15 protein-coding genes are annotated in these 15,758 nt (G+C 67.5%); 9 read left to right on the top strand and 6 right to left on the bottom strand.

The features are described from left to right. Positions 1-33: 33 nt before the first annotated feature. Positions 34-915, bottom strand: a complete 882-nt coding sequence (locus tag V8Z74_RS02795; RefSeq protein WP_349707828.1) for a putative selenate ABC transporter substrate-binding protein — start codon at positions 913-915, stop codon at positions 34-36. Positions 916-1,209: 294 nt separating this feature from the next. On the opposite strand from V8Z74_RS02795, the gene proP reads away from it, so the two are divergent. Continuing rightward, complete coding sequence (proP, locus tag V8Z74_RS02800) at positions 1,210-2,736, top strand: glycine betaine/L-proline transporter ProP (RefSeq protein ID WP_502879443.1); 1,527 nt, start codon at positions 1,210-1,212, stop codon at positions 2,734-2,736. A gap of 116 nt (positions 2,737-2,852) precedes the next feature. Here proP and V8Z74_RS02805 read toward each other — a convergent pair whose 3' ends face one another. Continuing rightward, a complete protein-coding gene (locus V8Z74_RS02805) occupies positions 2,853-3,188 on the bottom strand; it encodes a hypothetical protein (protein WP_349707831.1) in 336 nt (111 codons plus the stop codon). Between V8Z74_RS02805 and V8Z74_RS02810 the strand changes: the two genes are divergently transcribed. The 3 genes from V8Z74_RS02810 to V8Z74_RS02820 all read left to right on the top strand — a co-directional run bounded on the left by V8Z74_RS02810 (position 3,187) and on the right by V8Z74_RS02820 (position 6,887). Beyond that, on the top strand, positions 3,187-4,023 hold the full coding sequence (locus tag V8Z74_RS02810) for an RNA ligase family protein (protein WP_349707832.1): 837 nt from the start codon (positions 3,187-3,189) through the stop codon (positions 4,021-4,023). The two genes, V8Z74_RS02805 and V8Z74_RS02810, sit on opposite strands and share 2 nt — an antisense overlap. 72 nt (positions 4,024-4,095) lie before the next feature. After that, positions 4,096-5,247: an AAA family ATPase gene (locus tag V8Z74_RS02815; RefSeq protein ID WP_349707833.1), complete on the top strand. Its 1,152-nt coding sequence runs from the start codon at positions 4,096-4,098 to the stop codon at positions 5,245-5,247. A 281-nt stretch (positions 5,248-5,528) separates the two neighbouring features. Beyond that, a complete protein-coding gene (locus tag V8Z74_RS02820; protein WP_349707834.1) occupies positions 5,529-6,887 on the top strand; it encodes a GntP family permease in 1,359 nt (452 codons plus the stop codon). A gap of 82 nt (positions 6,888-6,969) precedes the next feature. On the opposite strand, the gene V8Z74_RS02825 is transcribed toward V8Z74_RS02820, so the two are convergent. The 4 genes from V8Z74_RS02825 to V8Z74_RS02840 all read right to left on the bottom strand — a co-directional run bounded on the left by V8Z74_RS02825 (position 6,970) and on the right by V8Z74_RS02840 (position 10,350). Beyond that, positions 6,970-7,269 carry a DUF4148 domain-containing protein gene (locus tag V8Z74_RS02825; RefSeq protein WP_066470205.1) on the bottom strand — a complete coding sequence of 100 codons (300 nt, stop codon included), beginning with the start codon at positions 7,267-7,269 and terminating at the stop codon, positions 6,970-6,972. 145 nt (positions 7,270-7,414) lie between these two features. After that, complete coding sequence (locus V8Z74_RS02830; protein ID WP_349707835.1) at positions 7,415-8,656, bottom strand: cyanate transporter; 1,242 nt, start codon at positions 8,654-8,656, stop codon at positions 7,415-7,417. Positions 8,657-8,777: 121 nt separating this feature from the next. Continuing rightward, positions 8,778-9,239, bottom strand: a complete 462-nt coding sequence (locus tag V8Z74_RS02835) for a nucleoside deaminase (protein ID WP_349707836.1) — start codon at positions 9,237-9,239, stop codon at positions 8,778-8,780. Between the two features lie 124 nt (positions 9,240-9,363). Then, positions 9,364-10,350, bottom strand: a complete 987-nt coding sequence (locus V8Z74_RS02840; protein ID WP_349707837.1) for an alpha/beta hydrolase — start codon at positions 10,348-10,350, stop codon at positions 9,364-9,366. A gap of 306 nt (positions 10,351-10,656) precedes the next feature. Here V8Z74_RS02840 and V8Z74_RS02845 point away from each other — a divergent pair, with 306 nt between their 5' ends. Genes V8Z74_RS02845 through V8Z74_RS02865 form a run of 5 tightly spaced genes read left to right on the top strand, consistent with a single transcriptional unit; the run spans position 10,657 to position 15,757 of the window. Further along, on the top strand, positions 10,657-11,751 hold the full coding sequence (locus V8Z74_RS02845; protein ID WP_349707838.1) for a LuxE/PaaK family acyltransferase: 1,095 nt from the start codon (positions 10,657-10,659) through the stop codon (positions 11,749-11,751). Beyond that, positions 11,748-13,199, top strand: coding sequence for an acyl-CoA reductase (locus V8Z74_RS02850; protein ID WP_349707839.1), 1,452 nt, complete (start codon positions 11,748-11,750; stop codon positions 13,197-13,199). The genes V8Z74_RS02845 and V8Z74_RS02850 overlap by 4 nt, the downstream gene beginning before the upstream one ends. A 4-nt stretch (positions 13,200-13,203) precedes the next feature. After that, positions 13,204-13,950 (top strand): ABC transporter ATP-binding protein, encoded by a 747-nt coding sequence (locus V8Z74_RS02855; protein WP_349707840.1) that lies wholly within the window; start codon positions 13,204-13,206, stop codon positions 13,948-13,950. Continuing rightward, positions 13,947-14,735 (top strand): ABC transporter permease, encoded by a 789-nt coding sequence (locus V8Z74_RS02860; protein ID WP_349707841.1) that lies wholly within the window; start codon positions 13,947-13,949, stop codon positions 14,733-14,735. The genes V8Z74_RS02855 and V8Z74_RS02860 overlap by 4 nt, the downstream gene beginning before the upstream one ends. A gap of 14 nt (positions 14,736-14,749) precedes the next feature. Further along, a complete protein-coding gene (locus tag V8Z74_RS02865; protein ID WP_349707842.1) occupies positions 14,750-15,757 on the top strand; it encodes an ABC transporter substrate-binding protein in 1,008 nt (335 codons plus the stop codon). The last annotated feature ends 1 nt before the right edge of the window (position 15,758 follow it).

The following is a 15,758-nucleotide window of genomic DNA, read 5'->3' on the forward strand; positions in this document are numbered from 1 at the left end:
GGCACCTGCAGAGGCCGCCCTCGGAGACGCTGCTTACTTGAGCAGGCCTGCGGACTTGGCCGCAGCTTCGATGCCCACGTAGTTCTCGGCCTTGGTGGGGATGAACTTGCTGGCGCGCTGCAGGTCCATGATGGCCTTGTGCTCGGGCCTGGACGGGTCCAGCGCCAGGAAGGCATCGGTCAGCTTCTTGATGATGGCCGGGTCCAGGTCGCCGCGCACGGTCCAGTTGTAGTCGTAGTAGGTGGGTGTGGTGGCGAAGACGCGCACCTTGCTGGTGTCCACCTTCCTGGATTCGACCAGCTTGTCCCACACCGAGGTGTTGAGCACGCCGGCTTCGGCCTTGCCCGCGGCCACGAAGGCCACGGTGGCGTCATGCGCGCCCGAATAGGCGACGGTCTTGAAATCCTTTTCGGGGTTGATGCCGTCCTGCTGCAGGAAGTAGCGCGGCATCAGGCTGCCCGAGGTCGAGGACGGCGCGCCGAAGGCGAATGTCTTGCCCTTGAGGTCCGAGAGCTTGGTGATGGACGGATCGGCCGTGATGAACTTGCTGGTGAAGACCGCATCCTCGGCGCGCTGCACGATGGGAATGGCCGTGCCGTGCGTGCGGATCTTGGCCTGCACGAACGTGAACCCGCCCAGCCAGGCCAGGTCCAGCTTGCGCGTGGCCAGCGACTCGACCACGGCCGCGTAGTCGGACACGGGCGTGAACACCACCTTCATGCCGGTGGCCTGCGAGAGGTATTCGCCCAGCGGCTTGAACTTGCGCTGCAGCTCGGTCGGCGCCTCGTCGGGAATCGCTGACACGCGCAGCACGGCCGGGGTGTCGGCGCGGGCCAGGGAAACCAGGGAGGAAGCGGCCATGGCGGCAACGGCCATGCCGCGCAGCGCCTGGCGGCGGGCGAAAGAAGTGCTCATCGATATGCTCCGTTCAATTTGCCACCGCCGTCCGGATACACGGCGGTTGATAGGCCAGGGCTTGCCCCGGCGAAGATCAGTCCACAAGCGGTACACCGACCGCAGGGGGCGATTGTAGGGAGAAGCGGCGGCGGCTGCCGCGTTAGGGCCGCTCGCCGGGCCCGCCATGGCGGGCAAACGCAGGCCTGCTCCTACAGGCACGGCACGGCGTATCCGCTCAAGATCAGCCATGTGCATGAATCAAGAGAGGATCCGATGAGCACGACCCCCGAGCCCAAGGATGCCGCTGCCAGCATGCCGCCGCTGATTCCCACGCAAAGCGGCACGCTGGAGCTGCACGACATCACCATCGTCGACCAGAGCAAGCTCAAGAAGGCGATCTCGGCGGCGGCCCTGGGCAATGCGATGGAATGGTTCGACTTCGGCGTCTATGGCTTCGTGGCCTATGCGCTGGGCAAGGTGTTCTTTCCCGACGCGTCGCCGAGCGTGCAGATGATCGCGGCGCTGGGCACCTTCTCTGTGCCGTTCCTGGTGCGGCCGCTGGGCGGCGTGTTCTTCGGGGTGCTGGGCGACCGGTTCGGGCGCCAGAAGGTGCTGTCCACCACCATCATCATCATGGCCGTCAGCACCTTCTGCATCGGGCTGATTCCCTCGTACGACAGCATAGGCATCTGGGCTCCCATCCTGCTGCTGCTGTGCAAGCTGGCGCAGGGCTTTTCGGTGGGCGGCGAATACACGGGCGCGGCCATCTTCGTGGCCGAGTATGCGCCGGACCGCAAGCGCGGCTTTCTGGGCAGCTTCCTGGACTTCGGCTCCATCGCCGGCTTTGTGCTGGGCGCCGGCGTGGTGGTGCTGCTGCAGAGCATTCTGGGCGAGGACCGCTTCGTGGAATGGGGCTGGCGCCTGCCTTTCTTCATGGCGGCGCCGCTGGGCTTCCTGGGCCTGTACCTGCGCCATGCGGCCGAGGAGACTCCGGCCTTCCAGCAGCAGCTGGAGATGATGGAAAGAGAGGACCAGGAAGACGTGGAAAACCGCCCGCGCGTGTCCTTCAAGGAAATCGCCACGCGTTTCTGGCGGCCGCTGCTGATCTGCGTGGGGCTGGTGCTGACCACCAACATCACCTACTACATGCTGCTGACCTACATGCCCAGCTACCTGACCCACAACATGCATTACGCCGAAGGGCACGGGGTGCTCATCATCATCGCCGTGATGATCGGCATGCTGTTCGTGCAGCCGGTCATCGGCATGGCCAGCGACCGGTTCGGGCGCCGGCCCTTCGTGCTGTTCGGCTCGGTGGCGCTGCTGGTGCTTGCCGTGCCGTGCTTTCGCCTCATCATCAGCGGCGAGATCGGGCTGATCTTCCTGGGCCTGTTCATCCTGGCCGTGATCCTCAATGCATTCACCGGCGTCATGGCATCGACGCTGCCGGCCATGTTCCCCACGCGCATCCGCTACAGCGCGCTGGCCAGCGCCTTCAACATCGCCATCATCCTCGCGGGCCTGACGCCCACCATCGCGGCCGCGCTGGTCGACTCCTCGGGCAATCTCTACATTCCGGCCTACTACCTGATGCTGGTGGCCGTGATCGGCATCGTCACGGGCATTTTCATGAAGGAAACGGCAAACCGCCCGCTGCGCGGCGCCACGCCGTCGGCCTCCAGCAAGAAGGAGGCGCGGGAGCTGCTGGTGCAGACTTATGAGCACATCGAGCAGAGCGTTGAGGACATCGATGCCGAGATCGCCCGGCTGCAGGTACAGATCCAGGCGCTGGAGGTGCGCAAGCAGCAGTATGTGGATCTGCATCCCAAGCTGGGCTGAAGGCGGCCGGACTCCATCCGTGCCTGGAGCTGTGTGCTTTGCGCCACAGAGCGGATGGCGAGGCTTGGCAAGCATCCATTGCATTGCCTACACTTGCGGCCCTTATTCCATCTGAATCAACAGCTCTCATTTTTGAGGTGCATCATGCCCCGCCGCTCTCGTTTCTGCTGAACGACTTCGTCACACGCTGATTTCTGAAACCCTTCAGAAGTCCTGCCTGTGCGCTGCGGTGCGTGGCTCTCGACCTGCCCAGAACTCTCCTGGGCTGCTGCCGTATGACTTTGCTTCCATACGGCGCCTGAGTTTCCGCCACATCCTTCCATGATTGCCCGGACCTGAATTCCTGGTGCGGCAAGCATAGTCTTCGCTTCATTGCGGCGCGCGTCGTCGTCGGCTCTCCATTCCTGCGCCATGCCGCGCAGGCCTTGCTTCGACCTTGGAAAGTTCGACATGACTCCACAACATCTATTCAACCTGGAGATTCTCAAATACCCGCGCACGCCGCACCTGCGCGGCTCGCGCCTGCAGAGCGGCGACCACGACGATGCTGTGCCCTACGCGGCGCTGGCCGGCCGCCATATCGTGGTCGAGGAAAAGCTCGACGGCGCCAATGCCGCGCTGAGTTTCGGCGCCGACGGCAGCCTGCTGCTGCAGTCGCGCGGACACTATCTGCAGGCCGACCAGTGCGGCGGGCGCGAGCGCCAGTTCAATGCCTACAAGCAGTGGGCGCGTGCGCACGAGGATGCGCTGATGCGGCTGCTTGACGACCGCTACGTGATGTACGGCGAATGGCTGTATGCCAAGCATTCGCTGTATTACGACGCGTTGCCGCACTGGTTCTGCGAGTTCGACATCTGGGACCGCTCGGCGCAGCACTTCCTCGATACGCCGCGCCGCCATGCCTTGCTGGCCGGCGTACCCGTGGTCTCGGTGCCCGTGCTCTACAGCGGCACGGCGCCCCACCGCGAGCGGGACCTGCTGGCCATGCTCGCGCCTTCGCTGGCGCGCAGCCCGGGCTGGAAGTGCGCCTTCGAGGCGCAGGTCCGGCGGCAGAAGCTGGACCTGCCCCTGGCCTGGCGGCAGACCGATGCCTCGGATCTGGCCGAAGGCCTGTACATCAAGGTCGAGGAGGGCGGGCAGACCGTGGCGCGCTACAAGTTCGTGCGCTCCGACTTCGTGCAGGTGATCCTGGATTCGGGCTCGCACCACAGCGAGCGGCCCATTGTGCCCAACGGCCTGCGTGCCGGTGTCGATATTTTTGCTGATGCAATCAAAAAATGCTGGTAACGCTTGTCTGTAAAGCGTTGAAAGCTATCAAGACCGTAGCGAACGAAGCGGGCTGCGGCGAAAGGAGTTTTTATGTGGAGCTGGAAACAGATGGCGGCCCTGGTGCCGCATGCGGCCGGCGACGATGTGGACTGGACGGCCTGCCTGCAGGCCTTTCCGCAGCTGGAGCTGGCCAGGGCCACGCCGCAGGACCCGGTGTTCCATGCCGAAGGCGACGTGTGGACGCATACGCAGATGGTGGTGCGCGAGCTGCTGGAGGACGGCGACTATGCGCGGCTGGCGCCGGCCGAGCGCGAGACCGTGTTCCTGGCCGCGTTGCTGCACGATGTGGCCAAGTGTTCGACCACGCAGGTCGATGGCCATGGCCGTATCTCGCAGCCCGGCCACTCGCGCAAGGGCGCCCTTGATGCGCGCCTCATGCTCTGGGAAGCGGGCGCGCCCGTGGCCCAGCGCGAGGCGATATGCCGGCTGATCGCCGTGCACCAGATGCCGTTCTTTGCATTTGCGGATTCGCGCCGCGGCCTGTCGCCCGAATTCATCGTGCGCGAACTGTCCTGGCAGGTCGACCTGCATCTGCTGGTGCTGCTGGCGCGGGCCGATATTCGCGGCCGCATCTGCCCCGATGTGGGCAACGTCCTGGTCAACATCGAGCTGCTGCGGGAGCTGGCGCTGGAGGAGGGCTGCCTGCGCACGCCGCGCCGGTTTGCGTCGGCCGAGACTGCGGTGCGCTATTTCCGCGGCGCCGAGCTGCATCCGGACTATGCGCTGCACGAGGAGCCGGGCTCGCAGGTGGTGGTGATGTGCGGGCTGCCGGCTTCGGGCAAGAACACCTGGGTGGCGCAGCACCATCCGGGCCTGCCCGTGGTGTCGTTCGACGATGCGCGCGCCGAGCTGGGCCTGCGCCACGGGCAGAACGAAGGCGCGGCGGCCCACCTTGCCGTGGACAAGGCCAGGGCCCTGCTGCGCGCCGGTGCGCCCTTTGTCTGGAATGCCACGCACCTGTCGCGCCAGATGCGCGGCAAATCCGTGGACCTGTGCCTGGCCTATGGCGCCTGCGTGCAGCTGGTGCACCTGGAGGCTGCCAAGCCCGTGCTGCTGGAGCGCAACCGCAACCGCGACACCACGCTGTCCAATGCGGCGCTGCTGTCCATGCTGCACCGCTGGGAAGTGCCGCTGCCCACCGAAGCCCACGGCCTGCAGCTGCTGGCTTCAGAGCGCCCTTGAGAAATGCCCCGCATGGGGCATTTTTTTTCGTGCCGCCGGCCATGCGGGCGCTTTCCCGTTCCTACGTAATATCCGCATCAGTATTGTCCATACAAAAAGCGCACAATCCGGGTCAACCCTAGATCAATACCACAACATGGGCGGCCGCCTCCGGCGCGGCACTTCCTGCTCCACTGCGCATCGCGCGAACGGCGACAGCCTACAGCTGGCGCGTTCGCGCCTTCTTAACATGGGCCTGCGGGGTGTGCGTTGAAGCAGCCAGCCAAAACCGAGGTTCATCCATGACCCATCTAGACATACAGCTGTTGCTGACCGCCCTGGTCAGCGTACTGGTGCTGGTCGCGCTCATCGTGTCGCGCCTGAAGATGCACCCGCTTCTAGCGCTGCTCGTCGTTTCCGTCGGAGTGGGCTTTGCGACCGGCATGGAGCCGGGCAACATCGTCAAGCAGCTGACCAACGGCGCCGGCAAGACGCTGGGCGCCATGCTCGGCAAGATTCTGGCCGACGCCGGCATCACGGAGCAGATCGCCGAAGCCATCCTGAAGCATGCTTCGGACCGCATGATTCCCTGGGCCATGACCCTGGTGGCCTTCATCGTGGGCATACCGATGTTTTTCGAGGTGGGCCTGGTCGTCATGCTGCCGCTGATATTCAGCGTGGCGCGCAAGCTGGAGGGCCATGCCCGTTTCAAGGGGTCGGCCTATGTGTACGTCGGCGTGCCGGTGATCTCGGCGCTTGCCGCCATGCATGGCATGGTGCCGCCCCATCCGGGTCCGCTGACCGCGATTGCCACGCTCAAGACGGCCGTTGGCCCCACCATGCTGTACGGCTTCCTGGCGGCCATACCCGCCATGATTCTCGGCGGCCCGCTCTACGGCGCCTTCATCTCCCCGCGCATGAGCACCAGGCCTGACCAGACGCTGCTGGACCAGTTCACCATCACCGAAAAAGCCGAAAACGCGCAGCGGCCCGGCATCGGCCTGGGCGTGTTGGCGGCGCTGCTGCCGGCCATCCTGATGCTGGTCCATGCGGTGGCCGAGATGGTGCTGCCCAAGAACAGCCCGGCCATGCAGGTGGCGGGCTTTCTGGGCAATCCGCTGATCGCCATGCTGCTGGGAGTGCTGTTCGCCATCGTGGCCCTGGTGGTCGCGCGCGGCGGCGACACGGAAAAGCTGCGCGATGCGCTGGGTAAGAGCCTCAAGCCGATTGCCTCGATCATCATGATCATTGCGGGCGGCGGCGCCTTCCAGCAGATGCTGACCAGCGCCAAGGTGGGCGATGCCATCGTGAACCTCACGCAGCAGTTTGCCTTCCCGCCACTGATCCTGGGCTGGCTGATCGCCATGCTGCTGTCGGTCTCCACCGGCTCGGCCACCGTGGGCATCGTGGGCGCGGCCGGCCTGCTTGCCCCGCTGGCCGGAGCCGATCCCAGCCTGAACCTGCCTTTGCTGGCCCTGTCCATCGGCTGCGGCTCGCTGTTCTTCAACTATGCCAACCACGCGGGCTTCTGGATGGTCAAGGAATCCTTCGGCATGACCATGGGCGAAGCCACCAAGACGATTTCGGTGGTGCAGTCCATCGTCGCCGTGGTGGGCCTGGTCATGGTGCTGATCTTCAATGCGGCCATGCCCGTCCATTGAAGCATGGCTGTATTGCCAGCACGGCCTGCGCAGAAACACAAAATGCCCCGAAAGGGGCATTTTTCATGGGCGGCCGCGGGGCTTAGCTGCCGAAGCTCAGTCCGCCGTTTTGCATGGCAGCCAGCGTTTCGGCGCGGACCTGGGCGCGCGTCACGGTCGAGGCCTGTTCCTGCCTGGGGCTGACATAGGTGAAGTCGTAGTTGGGCAGTGTGCCCTGTTCCTGGGCCAGCTTGAGTTCGTGGATGACTTCGGCGCGTGTCAGCGTGCTTTGGCTTTGCACCTGCGGTGGGTAATGGTCGGCGGTAAAGTCCTGGCCGGCCTGGGCGGCAATGGCAGACAGGGCCACGGCGGCGGCAAGAGCGATGCGGCTGGTGTTTTTCATTTTCTTTCCTTCACTTCGAGTGTGGGGCCGGTGTCCGCCGCGGAAATCGCGTTGTGGCGTCGAACCCATGGCCTGAACTTTAGAAGCGAAGCGGCTTCAGAAAAATGCTGCATTGCACAACATATTATTTCTAAAGCTGAAACAATCAATGCGCCTCGGGTGCCCGCATCGCGCTCGCATAGTGCCGGGGATTGAAGCGCAGCATCAGCATGCCGACCACCGCTGCGGCGCTGGCCTGGTAGAGCCAGCCCGTGATCCAGCTGCCGCTGAGCTGCAGCAGCTGGGCCATGATCCACGGCGCCAGCGCGGCCAAAATGAAGCCGCCGCCCTGCATGAGCGCGTTGAGTGCGCCGGCCTGCGTGGGCGAGGGCAGGTGGTCCAGCGCCACCACCATGAAGAGCGAAAAGCAGCCTCCCAGGCCCATGCCCAGCACAATGCCGTTGAGCGTGGGAAAGGCGTCGGGCCACCAGGCCAGGCCCGCAAAGCCGGCAATCTGCATCAGCAGCGTAGCCAGCACCCAGGGGCGGCGGTCCGTGCTGCGCGCGGCCAGCGCGGGCATGGCCAGGGCCGAGGCGGCCTGGGCTATGGACAGAATGGCCACCAGCGAACCGCTTTGCGTGGCCGTCCAGCCATGGGTCTGGTAGAAGGGCGCCAGCCAGGCCACGGTCGAGGCATAGCCGCCGTTCATCACGCCAAAGCTCAGCAGCAGCAGCCAGGTGCGGCCGCGGCGCATCAGCCAGCCGGTATCGCTGGTTGCGGCAGGAGCGGCCGTTCCGCCCTTGGGGCGCGGTGCGGAGGATTTGGCCTGCATCAGGCCCAGCGCATGCCAGGCCAGGGGCAGGGCGACCAGCACGGGGATCACCCACATGGCCAGCGCGGCCTGCCAGCTCCAGCCCCATTGCACGGCCAGCGGCGAGATCTGGGCGCCCAGCGCGCCGCCGCCCATGAGGGCACCGGAGTACAGGCCCATCATGGGAGCCACGTTGTGCGGCGACTGGCGCTTGATCAGCCCCGGGAAGATGCCCTGCACCAGGGCCACGCCGCAGCCGCACAGGCCGGCCGTGGCGATCAGCATCCAGCTGCTGGAGCCGGCCAGGCGCAGCCCGCAGCCCAGGCCGATCAGGCACAGCGAGAAGGCAATCGCACGCCGCGCGCCCATGCGCTGCAGCGCGGAAGGCGCCAGCCAGGCGCCGGCGCCCATCAGCGCCATGGGCAGCAGCGTCAGCCAGGAGAAGGTGCGCAGGTCCATGCCCGTGGCACTCTGTATGGCCTGTCCCAGCGGGCCGGACGCGGTGAGGAAGGGGCGCAGATTGATGGTGACCAGAACGACCACGGCCAGCCACAGAAGCGGCGGCACATGGCGCGGTGAAGCATTGGATGTGGACATGGGTCGGTCCGGGCCGGCGGCGCCTGGCGGGGCGCAAGGGCAGCCGTCCCGTGGAAAAGGGCTTGTTGGAGAATTTTTTGTGCCGTCGGGGCAGGCCCCGGGTGCGCGGTTCCTGAGGGCTTCAGGCCTGGGGCCAGGGCTCGCCGCCGTAGAGCTGTTCGGCGCGGATGCCGGTGGCTATGCGCTCGATCGGAAGCGGCGGCGGCGCCAGAGGCAGGCGCAGCCGCTGGTAGGCGGCTTCGCTGGACAGGCCGTAGGGCGCGGCATCCTGGTTGTCGAAGGCGAAGAACACCTGCTTGGCGCCGCCCATGACGAGGGCAGCCAGGCACATGGGGCAGGGGTGGCCGCTGGCGTAGATCGTCAGGCCGGCCAGGCTGGGATTGGCCAGCTTGCGCGTGCCCGCGCGGATGGCTTCCATCTCGGCATGGGTGCTGGGATCGTGGCTGGCAACAATGCCGTTCACGCCGGTGGAGATGACTTCTCCGTCCCGCGCGAGCACGGCGCCGAACGGGCGCCCGCCGCGCAGGCGGTTTTCATGGGCCAGGTCAACGGCCTGGCGCATCAGTTCCTGATGAGATTTCATTGCTATCGAAAAAAGAGCGTCTGGCGCTTGATGGGATTGCGCACAGGGCTTGAATGGATGTGATTCCGGATAAGGCCAGAGTACACCCGGATGCCTTTCCCTTGGCGCATGCGGGACGCAAAGCTCATTTGCCCTGGGTGCAGGGATGCGCAACCTGCAGCTGCGTGAGCGCCGCGCAGGCCTGTTCCACCTGCTGGCGTGCGGCCGCACTGGCCGCGAGCATGCGGGCAAAGCCGTGCACCATACCCTGCGCGCGCAGCAGTTGCACGGGCGCGCCGAGCTGCTGTGCGCGCAGGGCGAAGGCCTCGCCCTCGTCGCGCAATATGTCATGGCTGGCCGTCATGACGACGGTGGGCGGAAGCCGGGCCATCTCGGCATCGCAACGGCCGGGCGTCAGCCACTGCGCGGCGATGCCCCGGGGCTGGCCCAGATCCTGCCAGTAGCGTTGCATGGCCTGCGGCGTCAGGCCGTAGCCCTCGGCAAAGGCCTGCATGCTGGACGTCCGGGCATCCGGCAGCAGCGGCGGATAGAGCAGCAGAAGCGCTGCGATGCATGCGCCCGCCATCGGGCCAGAACCTTCCTCCTGCAGCTGGCGCACGACGGCGGCCAGCGCCAGATGGCCGCCCGCGCTGTCTCCGCCCAGCAGCACGCGGGCGCTGCCCTGTTCGCGGTGCAGCCATTGCAGCACGGCCATCACATCGTCCAGCGGCGCGGGAAACGGGTTTTCGGGCGTTCTGCGGTAGTGGACCGACAGCACGCAGTGACCGGTGAAATGTGCCAGGTGCTCGCATAGGTCGTCATGCGTGTTCAGGTCGCCGACCATCCAGCCGCCGCCATGCAGCCATACCAGCGTCAGCCGGGCCGGCTGGCCTTTCTTCTGATAGCTTCTCACACAGATCTCGCGGCCTTCTGCCGCCAGGAAGTGGTCCTGCCGTGCAATGCTGGGCAGCGGCGAACGGATCAGCCGCGCCTGCAGCTCGCTCAGCCGGCGCCGGCGCTGTGCATAGGACAGGCCGGGCGTGGCGGTGTCGGCATCCAGCCGGGCAAAGCGCTGCAGCGTGCGGGCCAGTGCGGGGTCGATGTCGTCGGGAGATGGCTGGGGGGCAGTCATGGCGCCATCATAAATTTGAGAGCTGCCGGCGGCTGTGCCCGTTGTACAAAGCCCGCTCCGATGGCGCTCCCGCGCGGCAGTACGGAGATCGTGAACATGCTTTCAATCCTGGAAGGAGCCGACCGGCACCGCTGCGGTATGATAGCCGTCCGCTCCGGGGTGCACGCCAGTGCTGAGATCCACACCCGAGAACTTGAACCGGGTCATTCCGGCGGAAGAAGAGCTTGCATTCCCACGTGGCCGCATTTGCCGGCGCCACGGGCGGGAGCCTTCGGAGCACCACGTCCCAGCTCTCGAAGGAATTCCATGGACAAGGCCGCTTCACTGGTCGCCGACCTGCTCGCATTCATCGCGATGGACGGCTGCACCGACGACCAGTTCGACCAGCTCGCGCTCAGGCTCTTCGCCTACCAGTACGAATCCAACGCGCCGTTCCGCAGCTTCTGCCAGCGGCGCGGCGCCACGCCGCGCAACGTGAAGACCTGGAGCGACATCCCGGCCGTGCCCATCGACGCCTTCAAGGCCATGGAGCTGCGCAGCGAGCCGGCCTCGCCCGCCGAGCGCGTGTTCATGACCAGCGGCACCACGGGCCAGGCCAAGGGCCTGTCCGCACGCGGGCGCCACTTCCATCCCCAGCTCGACGTCTACGACCTGTCGATGACGCGCAACTTCGCCCAGCGCTTCATGCGGGGCGTGCAGCGCCTGCCCATGGGCATCCTCTTTCCCGACGAGCAGGCCATGCCCAACTCGTCGCTGGCGCACTACCTGGCGCTGGCCAGGTCCGAATTCGGCACGCAGGACAGCCGCTACTGGCTCACGTCCGAGGGCCTGGATATGCCCGGCCTGTGCGCGGCGCTGCAGGAGGCCGAGCGCAACGGCCAGCCCTATGCGCTGCTGGGCGCGAGCTTCAGCCTGGTGCATGTGATGGACGCGCTGCGCGCCGAAGGCCGCAGCTTCCGGCTGCCGGCGGGCAGCCGCATCCTGGACACGGGCGGCTACAAGGGCCAGTCGCGCGAGCTGCCGCTCGAAGCGTTCTATGCGGAGCTGTCGCAGCTGCTGGGCGTGCCGCGCACGCACTGCATCAACATGTACGGCATGACCGAGCTGAGCACGCAGTTCTACGACGACGGCAACGCCACGCTGCCCTCGGTCAAGTCGGGTCCGCACTGGATACGCTCGCGCCTGGTCGAGCCCATCACCGGCCGCAGCGTGGCGCCCGGCGAGCGCGGCATCCTCGTGCACTGCGACCTGGCCAACTACAACGCGGTCACCACCATCCTGACCGAGGACGTGGGGCTGTGGGCGGACGGCGGTTTCCTGCTGCTGGGCCGTGCCGAGGGCGCTGCCGCCAAGGGCTGCTCGCTGGCCGTCGAGGAATTCGTGAAGGCTGCCGCTGCATGACGGTCCAGCGGATCACGGCCGGCTACCTGCCCGGGCTGCGCGACGACGAGGTGCAGTGGCAGGTGCTGCCTTTCGAGCAGGACGGACTGCGGCTGGAAGTCTCCGTGCCCGTGCTGGGCGCGGCCCAGATGCAGGCGCTGGCGCAGCGCGTGCGCATCGCCGCCGACCGCCATCTGCGCACGATGGCGGTGGCCGACATCATCGATGTGCTGGACCGCGCCATCGCCCGCCTGCTGGACCGTGATGACCCGTATCGCCGCCTGGCCGAAACCTGGCTGCCCGTGGTCAGCGGCTACGACGCCGACATGGTGCGGCTGGGGCTGACGGGCTTCTTCAAGACCTTCCGCGCCGCGCAGCTGCGCCGCTTCGTGGCCGAGGACTTCGCCAACCCCGCCGTGCTCGACGGCTTCCAGCCGGCGCCCAAGGGCGGCGCGGTGCGCGCCTTCGGGCCCGACCTGCTGGTGCACAGCTGGGCCGGCAACGTGCCCGCGCTGTCGCTGTGGAGCCTGGTCTGCGGCCTGCTGGTCAAGGCGCCCGGCATCGGCAAGCTGGCCAGCGCCGAGCCGCTGTTCGCCGGCTGGTTCGTGCGGCTGCTGGCCGAGGTCCACCCGCCGCTGGCCGACTGCCTGGCCGTGGTCTGGTGGAGCGGCGCGGGCGGCGAGGAAGCTGATGCGCTCTATGCCCAGGCCGACACGGTGCTGGCCTATGGCGGCAACCCGACGCTGGCCGCGCTGCGCCAGCGCCTGCCCGTGACCACGCGCTTTCTGCCGCACGGCCACAAGCTGGGCTTCGGCCTGGTGGGCGCGGCCGCGCTCGACACGCTCAAGGCTCCCGCCGTGGCGCGGCTCGCGGCCTGGGACGTGATGCGTTACGACCAGCAGGGCTGCTATTCGCCCCAGGTGTTCTACGTGGAGCGCGGCGCGCCCGTGCCGCCGCGCGCCTTTGCCGACTACCTGGCGGCCGAGCTGGCCAATCTGCAGCGGCGCTTCGCGCGCCGCCCGCTGGCGCTGGAGGAGGGCACGGCCGTGGCCCGCTGGCAGCAGGCCGTGGAATGGGCGGGCGACGGCCAGCAGCTGCTGGGGCCGGTGGATGCGCCTTGGAGCGTGGCCTACAGCGACAGCCTGCAGCCGCTCGCGCCCACGGCCCTGTACCGCACGATTGCCGTGGTCGGCGTGGACCGCCTGGACGCCGTGGTCCCCGTGGCCGCCGCGCAGCGCGAATACCTGCAGACCGCCGGCATCGCGGCCTCGCCCGAGGAGCTGTACCGCCTGGCCGGCCTGCTGGGCGCGGCCGGCGTCACGCGCGTCAGCGCCATTGGCTCCATGAGCATGCCCGAGGCCGGCTGGCACCACGACGGGCGCTTCAACCTGATCGACCTGGTGCGCATGACCGAGATCGAGCAGTCGGCCGAGCTGGCGGCGCAGCCGTTCGCACCTTATTCAGACTGACGGCATGGCCTTCCTCGACATCCAGCAGGTGGTCTTCACCTATCCCGGCCGCGCTCCCGTGGTGGACGGCGTGGACTGGCGCATGCAGGCCGGCGAGTTCCACTGCCTGCTGGGCCGCAGCGGCTGCGGCAAGACCACGCTGCTGCAGCTGGCCGCGGGCCTGCTCAGGCCCCAGGCTGGCCACATCATTTTGCGTGGCGGCGAGCTGGCCGCGCCCGGGCCTCAGGTGGGCTTCATGTTCCAGGCGCCCACGCTGCTGGACTGGCACAACGCACTCGACAATGTGCTGCTGCCCGTGTCGCTGCAGCGCCGGCCCACGCCCCAGGACCAGGCGCGCGCGCTGCAGCTGCTGGAGCAGCTGGGCCTGGCCGGCCACGCCAGACACCATCCGCGCCAGCTCTCGGGCGGCCAGCAAAGCCGCGTGGCGCTGGCGCGGGCCCTGGTCCTGGAGCCGCCGCTGCTGCTGCTGGACGAGCCCTTTGCCGCGCTGGACGCGATCACCCGCGCCGAGCTGCAGGACGACCTGCTGCGCACCTGCCGCGAACGCGGCACCACGGTGCTCTTCGTCACCCACGACATCAACGAGGCCGTCTACCTGGGCGACCGCATCGCGCTGATGCACCACGGCCGCATCGTGGATGACTGGACCATAGCGCTGCCCGCGCCGCGCACCCAGGCCATGCGCCACGGCGCGGCCTTCAACGACTACTGCGCCCGCGTGCGCGCTGCCATGGACAGGAGCGCTGCATGATGCCGACGCCGTCCCAGGCCCGGTGGATCTCCGCCGCGCTGCTCGTGCTCCTGCTGGGCCTGTGGGAGCTGCTGGTGCGCCAATGGGGCCTGTCGGCCCTGGTGCTGCCCGCGCCCTCGGCCATCGCGCAGTCGCTGTGGACGGGCCTGGCCTCGGGCTACTTCTGGCCGCATGTCTGGTCCACGCTGCAGGCCCTGCTGCTGGGCTTGGCCGCGGGCAGCGTGGTCGGCCTGCTGGCCGGCATGGCGCTGGCGGAATGGGCGCTGCTGGAGCGCGTGCTCAAGCCCTATGTCGTCGTCAGCCAGGTCGTGCCCAAGCTGGCGCTGGCGCCGCTGTTCGTGCTGTGGTTCGGCTTCGGCATGCTGCCCACGGTGCTGATCACCGCGCTGATCTGTTTTTTCCCGCTGATGGAGAACACGCTCACGGGCCTGCGCCAGGTCGATGCCTCGCGGCTGCAGCTGTTCCGCATGCTGGGCGCCACGCGGCTGCAGACCCTGCTGCGCCTGAAGCTGCCCACCGGGCTGCCCGCCATCCTCGCGGGCCTGCGCGTGGCCGTGGTGCTGGCCCTGGTCGGCGCCGTGGTGGCCGAATTCATGGGCGCCAGCCGCGGCCTGGGCGCCGTGGTCATCGCCGCCCAGGGAATGATGGACACCACGCTGATGTTCGCGGCCCTGGTGCTCATCGCCGCCATGGGCCTGCTGCTGTACCAGGCCTGCCTGGTGCTGGAGCGCAGGCTGCTGCGCGCCCACGCCTATACCCAAGACACTTCCAGCCTTCAACCTTAACCGCCACCACTGCCATGCACCATTCCACTCTGCCCCTTTCCCGCCGCCAGCTGCTCGGCGCCTGCGCCGGCGTCGCCGGCCTGACGCTGGCAGGCGCCGGCATGGCCGCGCCCGCCCAGGGCAAGATCCGCCTTGCGGGCTGGAGCAAGCCCATCAGCGAGATCACCAACCTCCTCGCCGAGCCCGAAAAGGGCTTCTTCAAGGCCCAGGGCGTGGAGCTGGCCTACCTGCCCGGCGCGGGCGGCGGCGACGCCATCCGCAACATGCTCAGCGGCCAGGCCGATGTGGCCTTCACCGACCCCGGCTCCTTCTTCATGGCGCTGGACAAGGGCGAGAAGCTGGTCGCCATCTACGACATCTACCCGCAGAACGTGTTCAACGTGGTCTCGCTGAAGTCGGCCGGCATCCACAAGCCCGCCGACCTCAAGGGCAAGAAGATCGGCGTCTACAGCCTCTCGAGCGGCACGCGCCAGAACCTGCTGGTGCTGCTGCACCAGGCTGGCCTCAAGGAGTCGGACGTGACCGTCGTCGTCACCGGCCTGCTCAACTTCGCGCCGCTGATGCAGGGCCAGGTCGATGCCACGGCCGCCACCGACACCGGCCTGGCCGTGGGCCTGCGCAAGGGCATGGGCGAGGTCAACGTGATGCAGGTGCGCGAGCACCTGAACATCTCCAGCGACATGTTCGTGGTGCGCGAGGACACGCTGCGCGAGAAGAAGGACCTGCTCAAGGCCTTCCTCAAGGGCTACCGCGACAGCGCGGCCTGGATGGCGGCCAACGCTGAAGAGGCCGCCACGCTGGCCGGCAAGTACGCCATCGACGGCACGCAGCGCGACATCAACCTCGACGTGATCCGCCTGCGCAACGCCTCCGCGCAGCCCGTGCAGGCCGGCAAGCCCCTGGGCAGCTTCGACCTCGCGGCGCTGCAGAAGGGCGCCGACGCCTACCGCGCGCTGGGCATGGTGCAAAAGCAGATCAAGGTGTCGGACGTGGTCGACACCAGCCTGTTGCCGGCAGCCTGAC

Source organism: Comamonas sp. w2-DMI (genome assembly GCF_040187735.1).
GTDB lineage: Bacteria > Pseudomonadota > Gammaproteobacteria > Burkholderiales > Burkholderiaceae_C > Comamonas > Comamonas terrae.

Bases quoted from the DNA above. Each gene is read 5' to 3' on its own strand.
- V8Z74_RS02795 (WP_349707828.1), bottom strand. From the start codon at position 915: ATGAGCACTTCTTTCGCCCGCCGCCAGGCGCTGCGCGGCATGGCCGTT.
- proP (WP_502879443.1), top strand. From the start codon at position 1,210: ATGCCGCCGCTGATTCCCACGCAAAGCGGCACGCTGGAGCTGCACGAC.
- V8Z74_RS02810 (WP_349707832.1), top strand. From the start codon at position 3,187: ATGACTCCACAACATCTATTCAACCTGGAGATTCTCAAATACCCGCGC.
- V8Z74_RS02805 (WP_349707831.1), bottom strand. From the start codon at position 3,188: ATGTCGAACTTTCCAAGGTCGAAGCAAGGCCTGCGCGGCATGGCGCAG.
- V8Z74_RS02815 (WP_349707833.1), top strand. From the start codon at position 4,096: ATGTGGAGCTGGAAACAGATGGCGGCCCTGGTGCCGCATGCGGCCGGC.
- V8Z74_RS02820 (WP_349707834.1), top strand. From the start codon at position 5,529: ATGACCCATCTAGACATACAGCTGTTGCTGACCGCCCTGGTCAGCGTA.
- V8Z74_RS02825 (WP_066470205.1), bottom strand. From the start codon at position 7,269: ATGAAAAACACCAGCCGCATCGCTCTTGCCGCCGCCGTGGCCCTGTCT.
- V8Z74_RS02830 (WP_349707835.1), bottom strand. From the start codon at position 8,656: ATGTCCACATCCAATGCTTCACCGCGCCATGTGCCGCCGCTTCTGTGG.
- V8Z74_RS02835 (WP_349707836.1), bottom strand. From the start codon at position 9,239: ATGAAATCTCATCAGGAACTGATGCGCCAGGCCGTTGACCTGGCCCAT.
- V8Z74_RS02840 (WP_349707837.1), bottom strand. From the start codon at position 10,350: ATGACTGCCCCCCAGCCATCTCCCGACGACATCGACCCCGCACTGGCC.
- V8Z74_RS02845 (WP_349707838.1), top strand. From the start codon at position 10,657: ATGGACAAGGCCGCTTCACTGGTCGCCGACCTGCTCGCATTCATCGCG.
- V8Z74_RS02850 (WP_349707839.1), top strand. From the start codon at position 11,748: ATGACGGTCCAGCGGATCACGGCCGGCTACCTGCCCGGGCTGCGCGAC.
- V8Z74_RS02855 (WP_349707840.1), top strand. From the start codon at position 13,204: ATGGCCTTCCTCGACATCCAGCAGGTGGTCTTCACCTATCCCGGCCGC.
- V8Z74_RS02860 (WP_349707841.1), top strand. From the start codon at position 13,947: ATGATGCCGACGCCGTCCCAGGCCCGGTGGATCTCCGCCGCGCTGCTC.
- V8Z74_RS02865 (WP_349707842.1), top strand. From the start codon at position 14,750: ATGCACCATTCCACTCTGCCCCTTTCCCGCCGCCAGCTGCTCGGCGCC.